This is a genomic window from Duganella guangzhouensis, assembly GCF_009674535.1.
Classification (GTDB): domain Bacteria; phylum Pseudomonadota; class Gammaproteobacteria; order Burkholderiales; family Burkholderiaceae_D; genus Rugamonas; species Rugamonas guangzhouensis.
Map to the genome: position 1 here is coordinate 104,982 of NZ_WKJK01000019.1, position 17,961 is coordinate 122,942.

At 64.7% G+C, this 17,961-nt stretch carries 16 protein-coding genes and 1 pseudogene; 11 read left to right on the forward strand and 6 right to left on the reverse strand.

Translation table 11 applies throughout. The features are described 5' to 3' along the window. Positions 1–36 precede the first annotated feature (36 nt). Complete coding sequence (locus GJ699_RS27765; protein WP_371867692.1) at positions 37–318, forward strand: HigA family addiction module antitoxin; 282 nt, start codon at positions 37–39, stop codon at positions 316–318. On the opposite strand, the gene GJ699_RS27770 is transcribed toward GJ699_RS27765, so the two are convergent. Next, positions 308–1,522, reverse strand: a complete 1,215-nt coding sequence (locus GJ699_RS27770; RefSeq protein WP_154382568.1) for an MFS transporter — start codon at positions 1,520–1,522, stop codon at positions 308–310. The two genes, GJ699_RS27765 and GJ699_RS27770, sit on opposite strands and share 11 nt — an antisense overlap. Positions 1,523–1,761: 239 nt before the next feature. Here GJ699_RS27770 and GJ699_RS27775 point away from each other — a divergent pair, with 239 nt between their 5' ends. The 3 genes from GJ699_RS27775 to GJ699_RS27785 all read left to right on the forward strand — a co-directional run bounded on the left by GJ699_RS27775 (position 1,762) and on the right by GJ699_RS27785 (position 6,157). Further along, positions 1,762–3,882, forward strand: coding sequence for a DUF3500 domain-containing protein (locus GJ699_RS27775; protein ID WP_154382570.1), 2,121 nt, complete (start codon positions 1,762–1,764; stop codon positions 3,880–3,882). Further along, positions 3,869–4,975: a HupE/UreJ family protein gene (locus GJ699_RS35370; protein ID WP_154382572.1), complete on the forward strand. Its 1,107-nt coding sequence runs from the start codon at positions 3,869–3,871 to the stop codon at positions 4,973–4,975. The genes GJ699_RS27775 and GJ699_RS35370 overlap by 14 nt, the downstream gene beginning before the upstream one ends. 84 nt (positions 4,976–5,059) lie before the next feature. Next, positions 5,060–6,157: a catalase family protein gene (locus tag GJ699_RS27785; RefSeq protein ID WP_154382574.1), complete on the forward strand. Its 1,098-nt coding sequence runs from the start codon at positions 5,060–5,062 to the stop codon at positions 6,155–6,157. On the opposite strand, the gene GJ699_RS27790 is transcribed toward GJ699_RS27785, so the two are convergent. Next, positions 6,158–6,718: a substrate-binding periplasmic protein gene (locus GJ699_RS27790; RefSeq protein WP_308495540.1), complete on the reverse strand. Its 561-nt coding sequence runs from the start codon at positions 6,716–6,718 to the stop codon at positions 6,158–6,160. A gap of 6 nt (positions 6,719–6,724) precedes the next feature. After that, positions 6,725–6,919, reverse strand: a complete 195-nt coding sequence (locus GJ699_RS34790) for a hypothetical protein (RefSeq protein WP_229262324.1) — start codon at positions 6,917–6,919, stop codon at positions 6,725–6,727. A 151-nt stretch (positions 6,920–7,070) separates the two neighbouring features. On the opposite strand from GJ699_RS34790, the gene GJ699_RS27795 reads away from it, so the two are divergent. The 3 genes from GJ699_RS27795 (at position 7,071) to pnuC (ending at position 10,917) form a co-directional block, all read left to right on the forward strand. After that, complete coding sequence (locus GJ699_RS27795; protein ID WP_154382576.1) at positions 7,071–9,053, forward strand: hybrid sensor histidine kinase/response regulator; 1,983 nt, start codon at positions 7,071–7,073, stop codon at positions 9,051–9,053. 69 nt (positions 9,054–9,122) lie between these two features. Further along, on the forward strand, positions 9,123–10,331 hold the full coding sequence (locus tag GJ699_RS27800; RefSeq protein WP_154382578.1) for a M48 family metalloprotease: 1,209 nt from the start codon (positions 9,123–9,125) through the stop codon (positions 10,329–10,331). 25 nt (positions 10,332–10,356) lie between these two features. Then, on the forward strand, positions 10,357–10,917 hold the full coding sequence (pnuC, locus tag GJ699_RS27805) for a nicotinamide riboside transporter PnuC (protein ID WP_154382580.1): 561 nt from the start codon (positions 10,357–10,359) through the stop codon (positions 10,915–10,917). A 3-nt stretch (positions 10,918–10,920) separates the two neighbouring features. Here pnuC and GJ699_RS35435 read toward each other — a convergent pair. Both GJ699_RS35435 and GJ699_RS27815 read right to left on the reverse strand, forming a co-directional pair. After that, a pseudogene (locus tag GJ699_RS35435) lies at positions 10,921–11,016 on the reverse strand (FxDxF family PEP-CTERM protein); the annotation flags it as partial. A 552-nt stretch (positions 11,017–11,568) separates the two neighbouring features. Continuing rightward, positions 11,569–12,363, reverse strand: coding sequence for a response regulator transcription factor (locus GJ699_RS27815; RefSeq protein ID WP_154382584.1), 795 nt, complete (start codon positions 12,361–12,363; stop codon positions 11,569–11,571). A 192-nt stretch (positions 12,364–12,555) separates the two neighbouring features. On the opposite strand from GJ699_RS27815, the gene GJ699_RS27820 reads away from it, so the two are divergent. The 3 genes from GJ699_RS27820 to GJ699_RS27830 are packed head-to-tail and all read left to right on the forward strand — an operon-like array spanning position 12,556 to position 16,616. Next, positions 12,556–13,281 (forward strand): fimbrial biogenesis chaperone, encoded by a 726-nt coding sequence (locus tag GJ699_RS27820; protein WP_154382586.1) that lies wholly within the window; start codon positions 12,556–12,558, stop codon positions 13,279–13,281. Between the two features lie 6 nt (positions 13,282–13,287). After that, the gene (locus tag GJ699_RS27825; RefSeq protein WP_154382588.1) at positions 13,288–15,606 is read left to right on the forward strand and encodes a fimbria/pilus outer membrane usher protein; all 2,319 of its coding nucleotides are present in this window, start codon (positions 13,288–13,290) and stop codon (positions 15,604–15,606) included. Next, positions 15,603–16,616 (forward strand): Csu type fimbrial protein, encoded by a 1,014-nt coding sequence (locus GJ699_RS27830; protein ID WP_154382590.1) that lies wholly within the window; start codon positions 15,603–15,605, stop codon positions 16,614–16,616. The genes GJ699_RS27825 and GJ699_RS27830 overlap by 4 nt, the downstream gene beginning before the upstream one ends. A gap of 3 nt (positions 16,617–16,619) precedes the next feature. Here the strand turns inward: GJ699_RS27830 and GJ699_RS27835 are convergent, their stop codons facing one another. Continuing rightward, on the reverse strand, positions 16,620–16,934 hold the full coding sequence (locus tag GJ699_RS27835; RefSeq protein WP_154382592.1) for a hypothetical protein: 315 nt from the start codon (positions 16,932–16,934) through the stop codon (positions 16,620–16,622). A gap of 403 nt (positions 16,935–17,337) precedes the next feature. On the opposite strand from GJ699_RS27835, the gene GJ699_RS27840 reads away from it, so the two are divergent. Beyond that, positions 17,338–17,835, forward strand: a complete 498-nt coding sequence (locus tag GJ699_RS27840) for a winged helix-turn-helix transcriptional regulator (RefSeq protein WP_154382594.1) — start codon at positions 17,338–17,340, stop codon at positions 17,833–17,835. The last annotated feature ends 126 nt before the right edge of the window (positions 17,836–17,961 follow it).

A 17,961-nucleotide genomic window follows, 5' to 3' on the forward strand; every position in this document is an offset into this window, starting at 1 on the left:
TTTACCATTAAATGATGAGATATCCCAATGTCTAGAATGCATAACCCGGCACATCCAGGTGAAGTGCTGCGCGAGTATCTGGACGATCTGCCGCTTGCCGGGGTGGCTGAGCATATTGGTGTGAGCCTGGCAACATTGCAGCGAATCGTAGACTGCAAGGAGAGTATTTACCCTGACCTGGCTTATCGGCTCGGCGCTGCCTTGGGTACCAGTCCGGACCTGTGGGCTGGCATGCAGTTGCAATACGATATGTACCAAGCTGAAAAATTGCCTCGACCTAGGATAGAGTGTCTGCTACCGCTGGTTGCTAGGCCGTAACCGCCACCACCGCCGGGCGGCGCTGTTCCAGTAGTACCGACAGGCCCAGCACGGCGATGCCGCCCAGGGCCAGCAGCGCGCCCACCGGACCGGTCGATTGCAGGCTCATGCCGTGCGCGATCGCCATGCCGCCGCACCAGGCGCCGGCGGCGTTGGCGCAGTTGAAGGCCGAGTGGTTGAGCGCCGCCGCCACCGTCTGGGCGTCGCCCGCTACGTCCATCAGCCGCGTTTGCACCGCCGGGCACACCGCGATACCGCAGCCGATCGCGAACAGGTTGAACGCCACCGCCCACACATTGCTGCTGGTGTAGTAGAACGCCGACAGCGCCAGCGCGTTCCACACCAGCGCGCCAAAGATGGTCCACAACCGCGAGCGGTCGGCAAACCAGCCGCCCACCACATTGCCGATCGTCATGCCGATGCCGATGGTGCCCAGCAGGACCGCCACCATGCCCGGCGCCACCTTGGTCACTTCCAGCAGCGTCGGCGTGACGTAGGTGTAAACCGCGAACAGGCCGCCAAAGCCGACCGACACCATCAGCAACGTGACCCACACCTGCACGCTGCGGAACACGCCCAGCTCACGGCGCGGGCTGGCGTCGCCGGCGGCCACGAACGGCACGTAGCGGCGCACCATCAGCGCGGTGGTCACGCCCAGCACGCCGACCACCAGGAAGGCCGAGCGCCAGCCGAAGCCCTGGCTCAGCCAGGTGGCCAGCGGCACGCCGAAGATGTTGGCGATGGTCAGCCCCAGCAGCACGCGCGACACGGCCTGAGCGCGCTTTTCGGGTACCGCCATGGCGGCCGCCACCAGCGCCGCCACGCCGAAATAGGCGCCGTGCGGGATGCCGGCCACGAAGCGGGCGGCGATCAGCGCGCCGTAGCCGGGGGCGGCGGCGCTGAGCAGATTGCCCAGCGCGTACAGCGACATCAGCATGATCAGCATCGCCTTGCGCGGCATGCGCGCCAGGAAGATGGCGATCAGCGGCGCGCCAAACACCACGCCCAGCGCGTAGGCACTGATCATATAACCCATGTCGGGCAGGCTGGCGTGCAGGTCGCCCGCCACCACCGGCAGGATGCTCATCGAGGCAAATTCGCCGGTGCCGATGGCCAGGCCGCCGATGGCCAGCGCCAGATTGGCCATGCCGGCGCCGCGCGGCGCGATGATGAGAGGGGAGTCGGAAATAGGTTCGTGATGCATGGAAAACAGGCCCCAAAACTTCGGAAAAAAGGGTCCACCATAGCATGTTTGGCGCAAGCGCGCTGGCGGCGGCCGAGGTGGTAATCTTCCGGCAATGTGGTGGGGTGGCAACAAAATTGTGGCATGACCTCTTGATGACTGTTAAATCGGGTAAATCTGGGCAAAACGACAATAACCCAGGGGAAACATCTTGTCGCCTGAATAGAGTGTGTTTTCTTTCATAACGGAGAAAGCACATCATGCACATTTCCAGCCGGGCGCTTGCCGCTTACGCTACCACCCTGTCGCTGCTGCTGTCCGGCTGCAGCGGCGGCTCGGATTCATCCAGTTCGTCCACCGCCACGGCCAGCGCAAGCGGCCCAGCCATTTCGCTGCAGCCGGCTGCGGCCACCATCGTGTCCGGCTCCAACAGCGTGCTGTCGGTGGTGGCCAGCGGCACCAGCCTGACCTATCAGTGGTACGTGGGTGGCGCCGCCATCACCGGCGCCACCGGCGCCAACTACGTCGCCACCGAGGCCGGCACCTACTACGTGGTGGTGACCGCGTCGGATGGTTCGGTCACCAGCGCCAACGCGGTGATCACCGTCGCCACCACGCCGGTGATTCTGACCCAGCCGTATGGCGCCACCATCCTGACCGGCACCAGCCAGACGCTGGCGGTGGAAGCCGACGGCCTGGAAATGGCTTACCAGTGGTACAAGGACGGCACCGCCGTCGACGGCGCCACCCGTCCGACCTATGCCGCCTCGGCCGCCGGCAGCTACACCGTCAGCGTGACCAACAGCGCCGGCAGCGTGACCTCGAACGCGGCTGACATCGTGGTGTCGTCGTCGGTGACGGCGCCATCGATCAACGTGCAGCCGCAGGCGCAGACCGTCAACGCCGGCACCGGCGTCACGCTGTACACCACCGCCAATGGCGTCAGCCTGTCGTACCAGTGGTACCGCAATGACGTCGAGATCCCGGGCGCCACCTCGCGCATCTACAAGATCACCACCGCCAACGCCAACAGCGCCGGCAACTACAAGGTGATCGCGACCAACACCGCCGGCTCGGCCACCAGCAACAGCGTGGCGCTGAAGGTCAATGTGGTCAGCGAAGGCGCCAACACCGCCGCCGTGGTCAACGCCGCCAACGCTTTCCTGGCCACGCTGTCGACTGACCAGAAAACCGTCGGCACCGATGCCACCTCGTCCACCACCGTGCTGTTCGACTACACGCTGGCCGGCGCGATCCAGTGGACCAATCTGCCAGGCTCGCGTCACGGCCTGCGCCTGAACACCAGCACGCTGACCGCCGCGCAACTGGCGGCGGCCAACACGCTGATCGCGAAAGCGCTGAGCGCCCCCGGCATCACGCTGTTCAATGAGCTGCGCGCGGCCGACACGGTACTGGCGACCGCGATGGCATCCGGTGGCGGCACCACTGGCGGCGGCACTGGCATCGTCGGCGGCGGCACACCGCCAACCGACGGCACCGGCACTGGCACCATTCCGACCGACGGCACCTTCACGCCGCCAACCGACGGCACCGGCACCGCGCCGACCGGCACCGATCCTGGCGCCGGCGGCACCGGCGGCACCGGTGGCCTGACGCTGGACTACGGCACCGACCTGTACTCGATCGCCTTCGTTGGCACGCCATCGGCCACTTCGCCGTGGATACTGCAGGTCGCCGGTCACCACCTGGCCTACAACATCACCTACAACACCGGCAAGGTCAGTGCCACGCCGAACTTCGTCGGCGTCGAACCGCCTAACTGGACCGTGGGTTCGGACGGCACCGTCAACGTGACTGCCAACGCCACCAGCGCCGGCACCCAGCACGCGCCGATGGAGAAACAGCGTGCCGCCGTCTACAACCTGGCGGAAGCGATCCAGGCCGACAGCACCGCGTCGGCCGCCGCCAAGTTGTCCGGTACCTTCACCGACGTCGTCATGGGCGCCTCGGGCAATAGCGATGGCAACTTCAAGTCGCTGTCGTATCCGACCAGCGGCCGTGGCCTGCAGTACTCGGCCATGACGGCCAAGCAGCAAGGCTATGTACGCGCGGCGATCGAAGCATGGGTCAACACCCAGGCTTACGACGTGGCGGCCACGCTGCTCGGCGCTTACCTGGCGGATGATGCGTTGGCCAACACTTATGTCGCTTACGGCATCGGCCAGGGCGGCAAGGCGGACTTCAGCGCCTATCCGAACTCGCTGGCGTCGCCGCTGGATGCGCAGCACTCCTACATCCGCGTCGATGGTCCGCGCGTGTGGATCGAGTTCGTGGTGCAGCAGGGCGTGGTGTATGGCACCGACATCCACTACCACACCATCTGGCGTGACAAGACGGCGGACTACGGTGGCAGCTTCTAAGTTGTTGCAACGCCTGATCGCGGCCGGTGCGTTGGCCGCGACGCTGGTGAGCACTGCGGCGTTGGCGCACCCGTCGCCGCAGTCGGAAGTCCTGCTGGTCAGCCAGCAGGGCAGCATCCGCGCCGAGCTGGTGCTGCCGGTCGACGAGCTGAAGCTGGCATTGCCGCATGGCGTGCCGGCGCCGGACGCCGAGATCTCGGCCTATCTGGCGGCGCACATCCGGCCGGTGTCGCCGGATGGGCGCGGCTGGGTGGTCAAGGTCGAGCAGTTGCGCTGGGAAATGACGCGCCAACCGGCCGATCTGGTGGCCGTGATGACGCTGCGGCCGCCGGCCGGCGCGCCGCTGGACCGCTTCAGCTTTGGCGACGACGCCATCTCGCACCAGGTCCCGAGCCATCTGACCGTGGTGGCGTTGCGCACTTCGCCCGAGGCGCCGTCGCGCATGTTGGGCACCTTGCACTTCGGGCAGCGCAGCCTGGACGTGCAGGGCGCCGATCCGCGCTGGTGGGCCGGCTGCGCCGACCTGTTCCGGCTCGGCATGAACCACATCGCCGAAGGCACCGACCACCTGCTGTTCCTGCTGACCTTGCTGCTGCCGGCGGCGCTGCTGGTCAAGGATGGCCAGTGGAGCGGTTTTGGCGGCAGCCGTCATCTGCTGGTGTATCTGCTGAAGGTGGTGACGGCGTTCACGCTGGGCCATTCGGTGACGCTAATGCTGGGCGCGTTCGGCAGCTTCAAACTGCCGGAGCAACCGGTGGAATTTGCCATCGCCTCGTCGATCCTGTTCTCGGCGCTGCACGCGTGGCGGCCGATTTTCCCGCGCCACGAGGGGTGGATCGCGTTCGGCTTCGGGCTGGTGCACGGGCTGGCGTTCGCCTCGGCCATCCGCGAGCTGCAACTGACGGGCGTGCGGCTGGTGACGGGCGTGCTGGCGTTCAACGTCGGCATCGAAGCGATGCAGATGCTGGTGATCCTGGTGGCGGCGCCGCTGCTGATCCTGCTGGCGCGGCGGCCGTTCTACGCGCGCGTGCGGCAGGCGGCGGCGCTGGGCTCGGCCGCCATGGCCCTCCTGTGGATGATGCAGCGCGTGTAAACCATCCCGCTGGCGTGCGCCAAGACACAGACGGCGCCCGCCGGCCGGGGGCATCATGGCGGCAGCCCATCAGCGAGGTCCGCCATGCATGCCCCCATCCATCCCCTGCCTTACGATCCCCTGTATGAAGTGCCCGAAGACGGCGAGGCCGACACCATCGCCGGTCTGATCGCGTCGATGCACCACATCGCCGCCACCGTCGACAAGGACACCGGCCATGCGCATCGCGCCGTGCACGCCAAGAGCCATGGCCTGCTGCGCGGTGAGCTGCGCGTGCTGGAGGGCTTGCCGCCCGAGTATGCGCAAGGCTTGTTCAGCAATGGTGGGCTGGCCTGGCCGGTGGTGCTGCGGTTGTCGACCACGCCGGGCGATCTGCTGGACGACAAGGTATCGACGCCGCGCGGCATGGCCATCAAGGTGATCGGCGTGCCGGGCGAGCGCTTGCCGGATGGCGAGGGCGATGTGACCCAGGATTTCGTCATGGTCAACGGCCCGACTTTTCTGGCCCCCAGCGCCAAACAGTTCCTGAGCAGCGTCAAGCTGCTGGCCGCCACCACCGACAAGGCGCCGCGCTTGAAGAAAGCGCTGTCGGCGGCATTGCGCGGCGTGGAAAAAGTGCTGGAAGCGGTGGGCGGCGAGAGCGCGGCGTTGAAGAGCCTGGGCGGCCATCCGGAAACCCATCCACTGGGTGAAACTTTTTTCACCGGCGCGCCGCTGCTGTACGGGCGCTACATGGCCAAGTTGTCGCTGGCGCCGCTGTCGCCCGAGCTGAGGGCGTTGAAGGATCAGGCGGTCGATCTGTCGCACAAGCCGAACGGCCTGCGCGGCGCGGTGGTCGATTTCATGAGCGCGCATGCGGCCGAGTGGGAGCTGCGGGTGCAGCTATGCACCGATCTGAAGACGATGCCGATCGAGGATGCCTCGGTGGAATGGCAGGCACCGTGGGTGGCGGTGGCGCGCATTACCGCGCCGGCGCAGGCCGGTTGGACGCATGGCTTGTCCACGCTGGTGGATGACGGCATGCAGTTCAATCCGTGGCATTGCATCGCCGCGCACCGGCCGATCGGCTCCATCATGCGGGTGCGGCGCGCGGTGTACGCAGCGTCGGGCCGCTTCCGCGCCGAGCGCAATGGCGTCTCACTGGCTGAGCCGCACAATCTCGACCGCTGGCGCGAACATTGATTACAAATCGCCGTAGCGGGCGCGGATGGCGGCCAGGGTGCCGTTGTGCTCCAGCCGGGCGATGGCGGCGTTGATGCGCTCCAGCTCGGCCGGGCTGGTGCTGCTCTTGTTCAGCATCAGGTGTACCGGCGCCCGCAGCACCACCAGCGGCAGCGCGCTGATGGCGATGCCCTGCAGCTTGGCTTCATGGCGCAGCGCGCCGCTGTCGCCCAGGATCAGGTCGGCGCGGCCGGCGTCCAGCATGCGCAAGCCTTGCTGGAAGCTGGTGAAGGTGCTGAGCTTGCCGGAGGCGCTCAACTGCGGTTGCAAGCGCGCATAGGCCGGGCCGTAGTAGCCGACCTTGGGCGCCAGCAAGCCGATTCCCTGACGCGCCAGTTGGTCCAGGTTGTTGATGTGCAGGTAATCGGCGCGCCGATTGCTGCGCGTGAACAGGCCCACGGTTTCATAGCGGTAGGGCGCGCTGAAGCGGGCGTAGCGGCGTCGCTCGGCGGTGTTGGACGCGGCCAGCATCAAGTCCAGCTGGCCCAGTTCAAACAGGCGCTGGCGGCGCGCGGTCGGCAGTTCCGGCTACGCCTTCAGCTTGCAGTCGGCTTCCTTCAAGATGGCTTGCGCCAGCTCCCAATCCAGTCCGGTGACCGCGCCCTGCGGCGCGGTGTAGACATAGGGTGGCCATTGTTCCAGCGCCATACTGAGCTCGCACGCGCCGGCATGCGCCGTCCCGCCCAGCCAGGCAATGGCGGATAGCATCCGACGCGCTTGCATGCTGCACTTTCTTGTTCATCAATAGCGACAATTTGCCAGATGTGACGAGAATGTCAAGCCGATGCAAATTTCGTCGCTAGCGAACACCTATTGTGCGCCGCCGTACGGTACAGTTGTTACTATTTGACTTCCGAATCTGAGAAAAATGACCATGTTGTCACAGCCCGTCACCTCCCTTACCGGCGCCCTGGAGCGCTGGCCGCGCTTCATCGGCAGCGGCACGCCGATGCGCGCGCTGGTGCAGGCCCATCCGTGGGAGCTGACGCCGCTGGGCGCGATCGACGACTGGCCGCAGGCGCTGCGCACCGCCGTCAGCGTGGTCATGCATTCGGTGCATCCGATGTTCCTGTGGTGGGGCGAGCAACTGACCCAGATTTACAACGATGCCTATGTGCCGTGCTTTGGCGTCGGCAAGCATCCGGCCGCGCTGGGGCAGGGCGGGCGCGAGTGCTGGCCCGAGATCTGGTCCATCATCGGCCCGCAGATCGACGAAGTGCGCAACGGCCGCGAGGCGCGCTGGTATGCCGACAACCTGGTGCCGATCTGGCGCAACGGCCGCATCGAGGACGTGTTCTGGAGCTATACCTACACCCCGGTGTTTGACGAGCACGACGAGGTGGGCGGGGTGCTGGTGGTGTGCACCGAAACCACCGCCCAGGTGCTGGCCGAGCGCCGCCGTCACACGCTGGATCTGCTGGGGCGGCGCCTGCTGGGCTGCCGCAGCGAACAGGATGTGCGCGCCGCCATCGCCCAGACTTGCGTCGACAATCCGGGCGATCTGCTGGCGGTCACGTTGCTGGATGGCGACGAGACGATCACCCGGCCCGGCGCCGACGTGCTGGTGATCCGTGGCGCCGAGCTGCAGCTGTGCGCCGAGCTGGCGCTGGCGTTCAAGATATCGCCGCGACTGCCGCTGGATTCCGCCTATCGCCAGTTCCTGGAACAGTGCACGGCCGCCGTGTGCGCCACGCTGAGCCGGCTGCAAAGCGACCGCGCGCTGGCCGAGGCCATGGCCGAGAGCGAACGCCTGAACACCGATCTCAACCTGAGCTCGCGCATCAAGGATGAATTCCTCGCCATGCTGGGTCACGAGCTGCGCAATCCGCTGGCGCCGATCGTCACCGCGCTCAAGCTGATGAAGTTGCGCGATACCGATACTGTCCAGGAACAGGCGGTGATCCAGCGCCAGGTCGACCATCTGGTGCGGCTGGTGGATGACTTGCTGGACGTGTCGCGCATCGCCAGCGGCAAGGTCGAGCTGCGCAAGGACACCGTGCCGCTGGCCGACGTGCTGAACAAGGCGATTGAAATGGCCAGCCCGCTGCTGGAACAGAAGCAGCACCGGCTGCTGGTCGACGTGCCGACGGTGCGCTGGCATGGCGATCCGGCGCGGCTGGCGCAGGTGGTGTCCAACCTGCTGAGCAACGCGGCGCGCTACACGCCGGCCGGCGGCCACGTCACGCTGGCCACCCGCATCAAGGGCAACACGGTGCAGATCCAGGTCACCGACGATGGCAACGGCATCGCGCCGGAACTGCTGCCGCACATCTTCGATCTGTTCGTGCAGGGCAACCGCCAGCTGGACCGCGCCAAGGGCGGGCTCGGCATCGGGCTGGCGCTGGTGCGCAATCTGGTGCAGATGCATGGCGGCCAGGTCAGCGCCTACAGCGCCGGCGAGGGACGCGGCAGCACCTTCACCATCACCTTGCCGGATTCGGTGGTGGCGGAAACCGAGGTGGCCGTGGTGTGCACCAACGCGGCGCCGGCGCTGGAGCAGGGCAGCGGCACCCGGGTGCTGGTGGTGGACGATAACCAGGATGCCGCCGATTCGCTGGGCGAACTGCTGGGCGCGCTCGGCTACCGCGCCGCCGTGGCCTACGATCCGGCCCAGGCGATCGCGCTGGCGGCGGCCACCATGCCGGAAGTGGCCATCCTCGACATCGGCCTGCCGGGCATGGATGGCTTCGAACTGGCCGGGCATTTGCGCCAGCTGCCCGGCGGCACCGGCCTCAAGCTGGTGGCGCTGTCCGGCTACGGTCAGGAGAACGACAAGACGCGCAGCCGCGAGGCCGGCTTCGCCGCCCATCTGGTCAAACCGATCAATATCGCGGATTTACAAATTTCGTTGTCATAAATAGTTGCAAAATTCTTAAATCAGCATTTAGAATAGCTCCGGGGAAACTTTTGATGGGCCGGGAGCCGCATGAACCTGATTTACAAGAATGAGAAGACGCTGTTCCGCATCATGCTGGCGCTGTCGCTGCTGATCTGGGCGGCGCTGGTGATCGGTACGCTGGGCATGGCGCTGGTGTATGTGCTGCTGTTCTTTGTCAGCTATTGCTTCGCGCAGTCGGCGCTGGTGTCCTACATTCGTGGCACCGGGGTGCAGATCACGCCGGCGCAGTTTCCCGATCTGCACCAGCGCATCGAATCGTGCTGCCAGCGGCTGGGCCTGGAAGAGATGCCGGATGCCTATCTGCTGCAGATGGGCGGCAGCTTCAACGCCTTCGCCACCCGCTTCTTTGGCACCAATTTCATCGTGCTGTATTCGGACGTGGTGGACGCGCTGGAAGAGCGGCCGGACGCGATCAATTTCTACATCGGTCATGAGATCGGCCACCTGACGCGGCAGCATCTGCGCTGGTCGGCGCTGCTGGCGCCGGCGGCCTGGCTGCCATTGCTGGGCGCGGCCTACGCGCGGGCCCGCGAATACACTTGCGACCGTCATGGTTTCCACGCCTGCGACGACCTGAAGAGCGCGCAGGTCGGCTTGGCCGCGCTGGCGGCCGGCGGCAAGCGCTGGCGCCAGCTCAGCGCCAGTAACTATAGCGCGCAGGCACAGTACAGCAGCGGTTTCTGGATGTCGTTCCACGAGCTGGTGGGGGATTATCCATGGCTGGTCAAGCGCATGGCGGCGGTGCGCGGGCTGGCGCAGGGCAACGAGGTGACACAGCCGGGCCGCCACGGCCTGGCCTATCTGCTGGCGCTGCTGGTGCCGCGGCTGGGCGTGGGCGGCGCCGGTTCGGTGCTGGGGCTGGTGGTGCTGATCGGCGTGCTGGCGGCGGTGGCGATTCCGGCCTATGGCGATTACACCGCCAAGGCGCGCATGGCGCAAGCGGTGGTGGTCGGCCACGAAGCAACGGCGGCGGTCGAGCGTTATTTTTACGCCAACGGCCGTGGCCCGGCCACGCTGGAAGCGGCCGGCTATGCGATGGACGATCCCAACCACGCGGTGCAGGACATCACGGTCGATGCCGGCAATGGCATGGTGCGCGTGTTCCCGGCCGATCTGAACTATCGCGGCAAGGCTATTGCGTTCACGCCGCGCGTGGACGAGAATAAGCGCGTCGTCTGGCAGTGTGCCAGCGCCGACATTCCCGAGCGCGTGCTGCCGGCGGAGTGTCGCAACTAGTCGCAACTGAAGCCAAGGACCGCTGTTGATCTCACCGCTGGAAATCGCCGCCAATGCCGTCATGACGGTTTCCATCGTGCTATCGGGCCGTAACAACGTGCATTCGTGGTGGCTGGGCATCATCGGCTGCGCCATGTTTGCCACCTTGTTCTACAGCGTCAACCTGTATGCCGACGTCGCGCTGCAGCTGTTCTTCATCGTCACCTGTGTGATCGGCTGGCTGCAATGGCGGCGTGGTGGTGGCGGGTTGCCGATCAGCCGCGCCCAGGCGTCGGCGCTGGCCTGGATGGCCGGCATCGGCGTGCTGGCCACCGCCGGCTACGGCCTGATGCTGCAGGCCTACACCAATGCCTACGCCCCCTTCATCGATTCGGCGGTGCTGATGTTCAGCGTGGTGGCGCAGTTGCTGCTGATGGGGCGGCGGCTGGAAACCTGGCCGTTCTGGCTGTTGGTGAATTCGGTCTCTGTGCCGCTGTACGCCAGTCGCGGCCTGTACCTGACGGCGGTGCTGTACGCCGCCTACTGGGTCAACGCGCTGGCCTCGTGGTTCTTCTGGCGCCGTCAGATGCGGGCGGAGCCCGCTTGAAGCTTACGCGCGTTTGCGGCGACGGGCCATGAAGCCCAGCAGCGCCAGGCCGCCCGCCATCATGGCGTAGGTTTCCGGTTCAGGCACGGCAGACACGGCGGTGTAGGCGCGGTAGTTGCTGATGCCTTTCAGGTTGGCCAGCGTGACGGTGGTGTTGGCCGCCAGCGGGGTGTCCCAGTAGAACAGCAGTTCGCCGCCACCGTAATGGACCGCCAGGTAGCTGGTCGCGCTGCTCAGGGTGATGCTGTTGCTCGATTGGCTATCATTCTGACCCACCAACTTCAGCGAGCCAACGCCGGTGCTGGCCAGGCTGAATTGGGTTTCAACCACGCTTTCAATATGGGCCGCGCTTTGATCCGTAATATTGGCGCCGTCGTATACCCAGATTTCGCTGGCGATCGGGTTGTAGGTCACAGTGCTTTTGTCGAGAACGATGGTGGTGGTGGGCGAGGTCAGGTCGACCCAGGTTGCGGTTTTGGCGTAGGCCGAAGGTGCCAGGGCTGCGGTTAACAGGGCGATGGCTGCGCTAAGCGTGGCTTTCTTCATTTGGTCCCTAGACGATGTTGATTCGGAAAATTATTTGTTGTGCATCAAAGTTACCACAAATTTAAATTTTATTCAATTTGCGCAACAAAATTTCCCTATAAGGAACTATCGTTCTTTTTTGTGCTGGATCGCCTGGCGGTAGGCGGTGGGGGTGACGCCCATGCGTTCGCGGAAGGCGGTGGCGAAATTGCCGGCGTTGTTGAAGCCGATCAGTAGCGCGATATCCTGCACGTCAATCTCGGTATCCTTCAATAATTCCTCGCCGCGCCGGATCCGTTCTTCGCGGATAAAGCCAAACACCGTCATGCCGGTCTGTTCGCGGAACACCTGCGACAGTTTCTCGCGATAGGTGCCGACACTGCGCGCGATCTCGGCGAGGCCGGGCAGCGCCGCCAGATTGTCGCTGATCAGGCGCTTGACGGCGTTGACCAGCACCGCGTCCGGCTCGCTTTCGGCCTCCGGCTCGGGCGCTTCGGGATCGACCGGCTTGGGCTGGCTCTGCTGGCGCCGCGCCAGGTTCAGGTGGACCTGGATGCGCGCCGCCAGCTCGCCCGGCGAAAACGGCTTGGAGACATAGTCGACGCCGCCGATCGACAGGCCGAGGATGCGGTCGTCGTCGGCATCGGCGCCGCTGAGGAAAATCACCGGAATGTCCTGGGTCACCGGATTGGCTTTGAGCAGGCGACAGGCGGTATAGCCATCCATATTCGGCATGCGTACGTCGAGCAGGATCAGATCGGGCAGATCGGCTCGCGCCAGCTGATAACCTTGCAAGCCATTGAAGGCCACCGAGACCTTGTATGGCATCTCGCTCAGCAAATCCACCAGCATCCGCTGCTCAAACGCGGAATCATCCACGATGAGAATCTTGGCGCGTGTGCTTTCGACAGTAGTCGGCATGGCAGCCCCGGAAATTTGGTTGATAAAGTTTTATCACTCCGTGTTGCGTATTATGCCTATCTTTTAAATATTTTTGATAGTTTTCTACGCTTGCAAAACAGTTGTCTCCTCCAACAAAAGCAGGATTTTTTTAAATCCTTAATAATGGAATTGAGTGTTGAGCAACGGAAATGTTGAGCGGACGGAGGCGGCATGACGGCGGCGCGCGCATGGATCGTAGGACTGTGGGCGATTAGCCTGGCCTGGCCGGTGGCCGCCGCCAACTTGCAGATTTCACCGGTGATGATCAATTTGCGCGCCGGCCAGGGCGCCACCGGCATCACCATGCAAAACATGGGCGAGGCCACCGTGTATGGCCAGGTCCGGGTCTACTTGTGGGAACAAAAGGATGGTGACGATGTGTTGACGCCCACCCAGGACGTGGTGGCCAGTCCCCCCATCATCCAGATCGAACCGAAAAACAGCCAGATGATCCGGCTGGTCCGGCGCAGTCAGCAATTGCCAGCCGGCGAGCTGTATTACCGCATCCTGATCGATGAAATTCCCAAGGACGACAGCGGGCCGGCCAGCGGCGTCGACATCCGCCTGCGCTATTCGGTGCCGATGTTTGTGCTGCCGGCCGACGAGCGCGCCGCGCCGGCGCTGGCCTGGGCGGTGTACAAAAAAGATGATCATTGGATGTTGCGAGTCCGCAACAGCGGCACCCAGCGCGCACAGATCGGCGCCCTGGTTCTGAGCAATGCCGCCGGCAAGCAGTTCGATATTGCGCCCGGCTTGTTTGGTTATGTGCTGGCGGGAAATGTGCGCGAATGGCGCCTGCCCACGCCTGGCGAAGCCGATCTGAGCGGGACACTGGGCGTCAAGGCCAATATCAACGCCCGTCCCGTGAGCGCCAGCACCGTGGCCAGGGTGGAATAAGCCGGGATGCGGCGCCGCTTCGCGTGGTGGTGGCTACTGGCCTGTTGGGTGGTGGGCTGTGCGCTGGCGCAAACCCCGGTGGCGCCACCACCGCCGGATGAAGAGCTTTTTCTGGAGGTAACCTTGAACGGCGAAGCGACCGGCCTGATCCTGCGATTCACCCGTGGCAAGCCCACGGGGCTGCGCAGTAGCGTGCAGAATTTGCGCGACCTGGAGCTGGACCCCAAGCTGTTCGGCGTCGACGGCCAGGACGAGTTCGACCTCGACCAGGCCAAAGGTCTGAGCTATACCTATGACGCGGCGCGCCAGGCGATTACGCTGCGCGTGGCCGACCATCTGCGGGCGCCGATCCAGGTGTCGGCGCGCACCAGCCGCCGCGCCGGCCCGGCCAGCGTGACGCCGGGCGCGCTGCTGAATTACGACATCTACACCCGGCTCGGACAGCAACGTTCCAGCTCCATCAGCAACGAGCTGCGCTATTTCAACGCCAGCGGCGTGCTCAGCAGCACGGGGGTGTTCAACTACAGCAGCGAGCGGCGCGAGTTCATTCGCTACGACACGGCCTGGGTGCACGCCGATCCGGACACGCTGGAAACCTGGCAGGCCGGCGATCTGATCTCGTCCTCGCTCACCTGGTCGCGCTCGCTGCGCATGGGCGGCCTGCAGTGGCGCCGCAGCTTCGACCTGCGGCCGGATCTGCTGACCTTCCCGGCCGCCGCGCTGGGCGGCTCGGCGGTGGTGCCGAGCGCGGTCAGCCTGTACATCGACGGCGTGCGCCAGGTCGACACGGCGGTGCCATCCGGCCCGTTCGTCATCAACCAGGTGTCCGGCATCAACGGCGCCGGCCAGGCCACGCTGGTGACGCGCGACGCCAGCGGGCGCGCGGTCAGCACCACCATGCCGCTGTATGTCGACACCCGCATGCTGGCGGCCGGCCTCAATGATTACTCGGTCGAGCTGGGCGTGCTGCGGCGGCGCTACACCCTGGCCTCGTTCGACTATAGCCGCTCGCCGGCGCTCAGCGGCTCGCTGCGGCGCGGCGTCAGCGACGATCTGACGCTGGAAGCGCACGGCGAGGCCGGGCGCGCCACGCTGAACGGCGGCGCCGGCCTGCTGTGGCGGCTGGGCCAGGCGGGTGTGGTCAGCGGTTCGCTGGCCGGCAGCCGCAGTGGCGAGGGCAACGGCGGCGGTAGCGGTGGCCAGGCCACGCTGGGCTATCAGTATCTGAGTTCGCGCTACAGCCTGGACCTGCAATCGCAGCGCGCCTCGCTGCGCTATGCCGACCTGGGCACGGCGGAAGGGGCGCCGGTGGTGCGCGCGACCGACCGCATCAATCTGAGCCTGTCGCTGTTCCGCGGCCAAGGGCTGGGCCTGAGCCTGGTCAGCGTGCGCACGCCGCTGACGCCGCCGGCCAAGGTGGCGGCGCTGACTTTGTCGTCGACGCTGGGCATGGGTTTGTATCTGAGCGTCAGCGCGTTCCGCGATCTGCGCGACCAACAGGCGCGCGGCGTGTTCTTCAGCTTGAGCGGCAGCTTTGGCGACCGCATCTCCGCCAATGCCAGCCGCAGCCGCCAGAACGGCGTGCAGAGCCACAGCATGACGCTGGCCCGCACCGCCGATTATGGTGGCGGCTTCGGCTGGGCCTTGCAATCGGTGCAGACCAACGGCACGCCGCTGCGCCAGGGCCAGGTCACCTATCTCGGCAACTATGGCCAGCTCACCGGCTACACCCAGCAGACCGGCGGCACCAGCACCTCGTCGCTGGATCTCAGCGGCGCGCTGGTGCTGATGGATGGCGGCGTGCACGCGGCGCGCCAGGTCGGGGCCGGCTTCGCGCTGGTGTCCACCGACGGCGTTGGCGGGGTGCCGGTGCTGCAGGAAAACCTGGCGATCGGCCGCACCAGCGGCAGCGGTTATCTGCTGGTGCCGAACCTGAACCCCTATTTGCAAAACCAGGTCAGCATCGACGTCAGCGCGCTGCCGCTGGACGCGCGCGTGCTGCGCACCGGCCAGAGCGTGGTGCCGGCGCGGCTGTCGGGCTTGCTGGTCAAATTCCCGGTCGAGACTTATGCGGCCGCCAGCGTGATCCTGCATGGCGCCGACGACAAACCGCTGGCGGCCGGCACCGCCGTGCAGCACGTGGAAAGCGGCGACAGCACGGTGGTCGGCTACGACGGCGTGGTATTTGTCGACCATCTGCAGCCGCGCAATCATCTGAAACTGACGGTGGATGGCAAGCCCTGCATGGTCGAATTCGCTTACGCGGCGGTCAAGGGCCAGCCGATGCCGACGCTGGGGCCGTTCCGCTGCGAAGGGGTGCAATGATGGCGCGGCGCTGGCTCCTGCTGCTGGGCGTGTTGCTGGCGCTGCTGAGCGGGCCGGCGCGCGCCGACAACTGCACCATCGCCAGCAGCGATTTTGCCTTCGCCAGCGTCAGTTCGATTTCCAGCAGCGATGTGTATGCGTCAAGAACCTTTGTGGTGACCTGCAACTGGACCAATTTCCTCGGCAGCCTGCTGACGCCGAACGTGACGGTGTGCCTGACGTTGGGCGGCGGTACCAATTCGTCGGCCTCGGATACGGCGACGCGTCAGCTCAGCAACGGCGGTGCGGTGGTGGCCAACTACAACATTTATACCGACGCCAGTTATTCCGCCGCCAAGGTGTGGGGCGGCTGGGCCGGCACCAATACCGCATCGCAAGGGATTGCGTTCCAGCTAGTGAAGAGCGGTGGCGTCGGTTCGCTGACGCAGAACGTGCCGCTGTATGCGCGGCTGTCGGCGGACGCCACGTTGGCGGCGAATGCGGTGGGAGTTGACAATGCGGCGGTGACGTCGAACTTCGGCGCCGGCAGCGCCCTGATGCAGTACCAGTTCTCGCTGACCGGTGTGCTGGGGTGTTTGATCCCGACCGGCTCGGTCGCGATTCCGTTCCAGGTGAGCTCGACGGTGATCAACGATTGCAACATCAGCATCGGTAATCTGGCGTTCCCGGATAGCGGCATGCTGAGCGGCACGCTGAGCTCGAGTGCCAGCATGAGTCTGCGCTGCAGCAAGAGCACTCTTTATCGCCTGCTGCTGTCCAGCGGCGTGAACAGCGCCAACCCGGCGGCGCGGCGCATGAAAAACGTGAATAGTACGGAAACAGTGCTGTACCAGTTGCTGGATGCGCCTAGCGGCAATGCCTGGGGCGATGGCAACAATGGCACCACGGTGGTGTCGGGGCAGGGGGATGGGACGACGGTAACGAAAGTGGTGTACGGCAAGGTGCCGTCGCAGAGCACGCCGTCACCGGGCGATTACAAGGATACGGTGACGGTAACGGTGCAGTTTTGAGGCTTAGAAGGTGACGGTCCAGACGCCGGCGCTGTTTTCCTGGCGGATGGCGTTGGCCTGGGGGGCGCTGCTGCTGGTGTTGCTGGCGCTGTCGCCGCGGCTCACCTGGTAAGGGGTGTTCAGCTGGCAGGCCACGGCTGGCGTGGCCTTGGTGCCGGTGGCATCGGCCTTGGTGGCGCTGGTGCTGTCTTGCACATTGCAGGATTCCTTGACTTCAAAGGTGACCTGCATGGAGGCGGTAGCGGTTTTGCCGGCGGCGCTGGCCAGCAGCGGCAGGGTGAGCAACACGACAGTAAGGGTTTTGGTAAAAATGTTCATTTTTTTTACACACGTTTTTGGGGTGCGCAGCATTTCAACTCTGGCTACGGAACTTGCGTTTAGCGGTAGCCGGTAATGCTGCGAGACGTTTATCTACAGGAAGAATTTTATCCTGAAGGAACAATCTCGCGAATGTTCACATTTTACATGGAAATTGACGTGTGGAAATAGCGTGATTTTTGGAGAGTTTTCAGCACCAATTTTTGGCCTATTTTGGTGGAATAAAAACAGGCCGGAAAACTAGGTTTTTCATAGAGAAAATTTGCAGAAACGCAGGGAAAAAAAGGAGACTAAATTGAAGGTAGAAAATACACACATTGTCACACGAGTTCCGTCAGCTAAGAAAGTCACACTTTCTTGCATCAAACATGCAAGTCACCCATCCGACGTGAAGGAGTAGAAGATGAAACATACCGACTTTGGCAGCATGCCGTGCCCGATCGCTCGCAGCCTGGGAAAAGTGGGCGAGTGGTGGAGCATCCTGATCCTGCGCGACGCCTTCTACGGGCTGACCCGCTTCGATGAATTCGAGAAGAGCCTGAAAATCGCCCCCAACATGCTGACCCGGCGCCTGGCCGGGCTGGTCGAAGGCGGCCTGATGGAGCGCCGCCAGTACAGTGCCCGGCCACCACGCTATGAATATGTGCTGACCAAGGCCGGCCGCGATTTCAAACCGGTGCTGCTGGCCTTTGTGGCCTGGGGCAATGATCACCTGGCGCCGGAAGGGGCCAGCCTGCTGGTGGTCAGCCGCGAGACCGGCAAGCCGGCCGACCAGGTGCTGGTGGACGCCAACAGCGGCCTGGCCATCAATGACGAGGACTATATGTTCGCGCCTGGCCCCGCCGCCACCGAGGGAATGCGTTCGCGCTTGATCCAGATCAACCAGCAGGACCGCGCCTGACGCGCACCGTCGGGATGGCGTGCGACCAAGCCGGCCCTCGTGGCCGGTTTTTTTGTGCAACGTTTCCCCCCTGTTAAGCGGAAATAGTGATGCTTCCACCAAGGTTATTTCCTTATGGCACTAAAA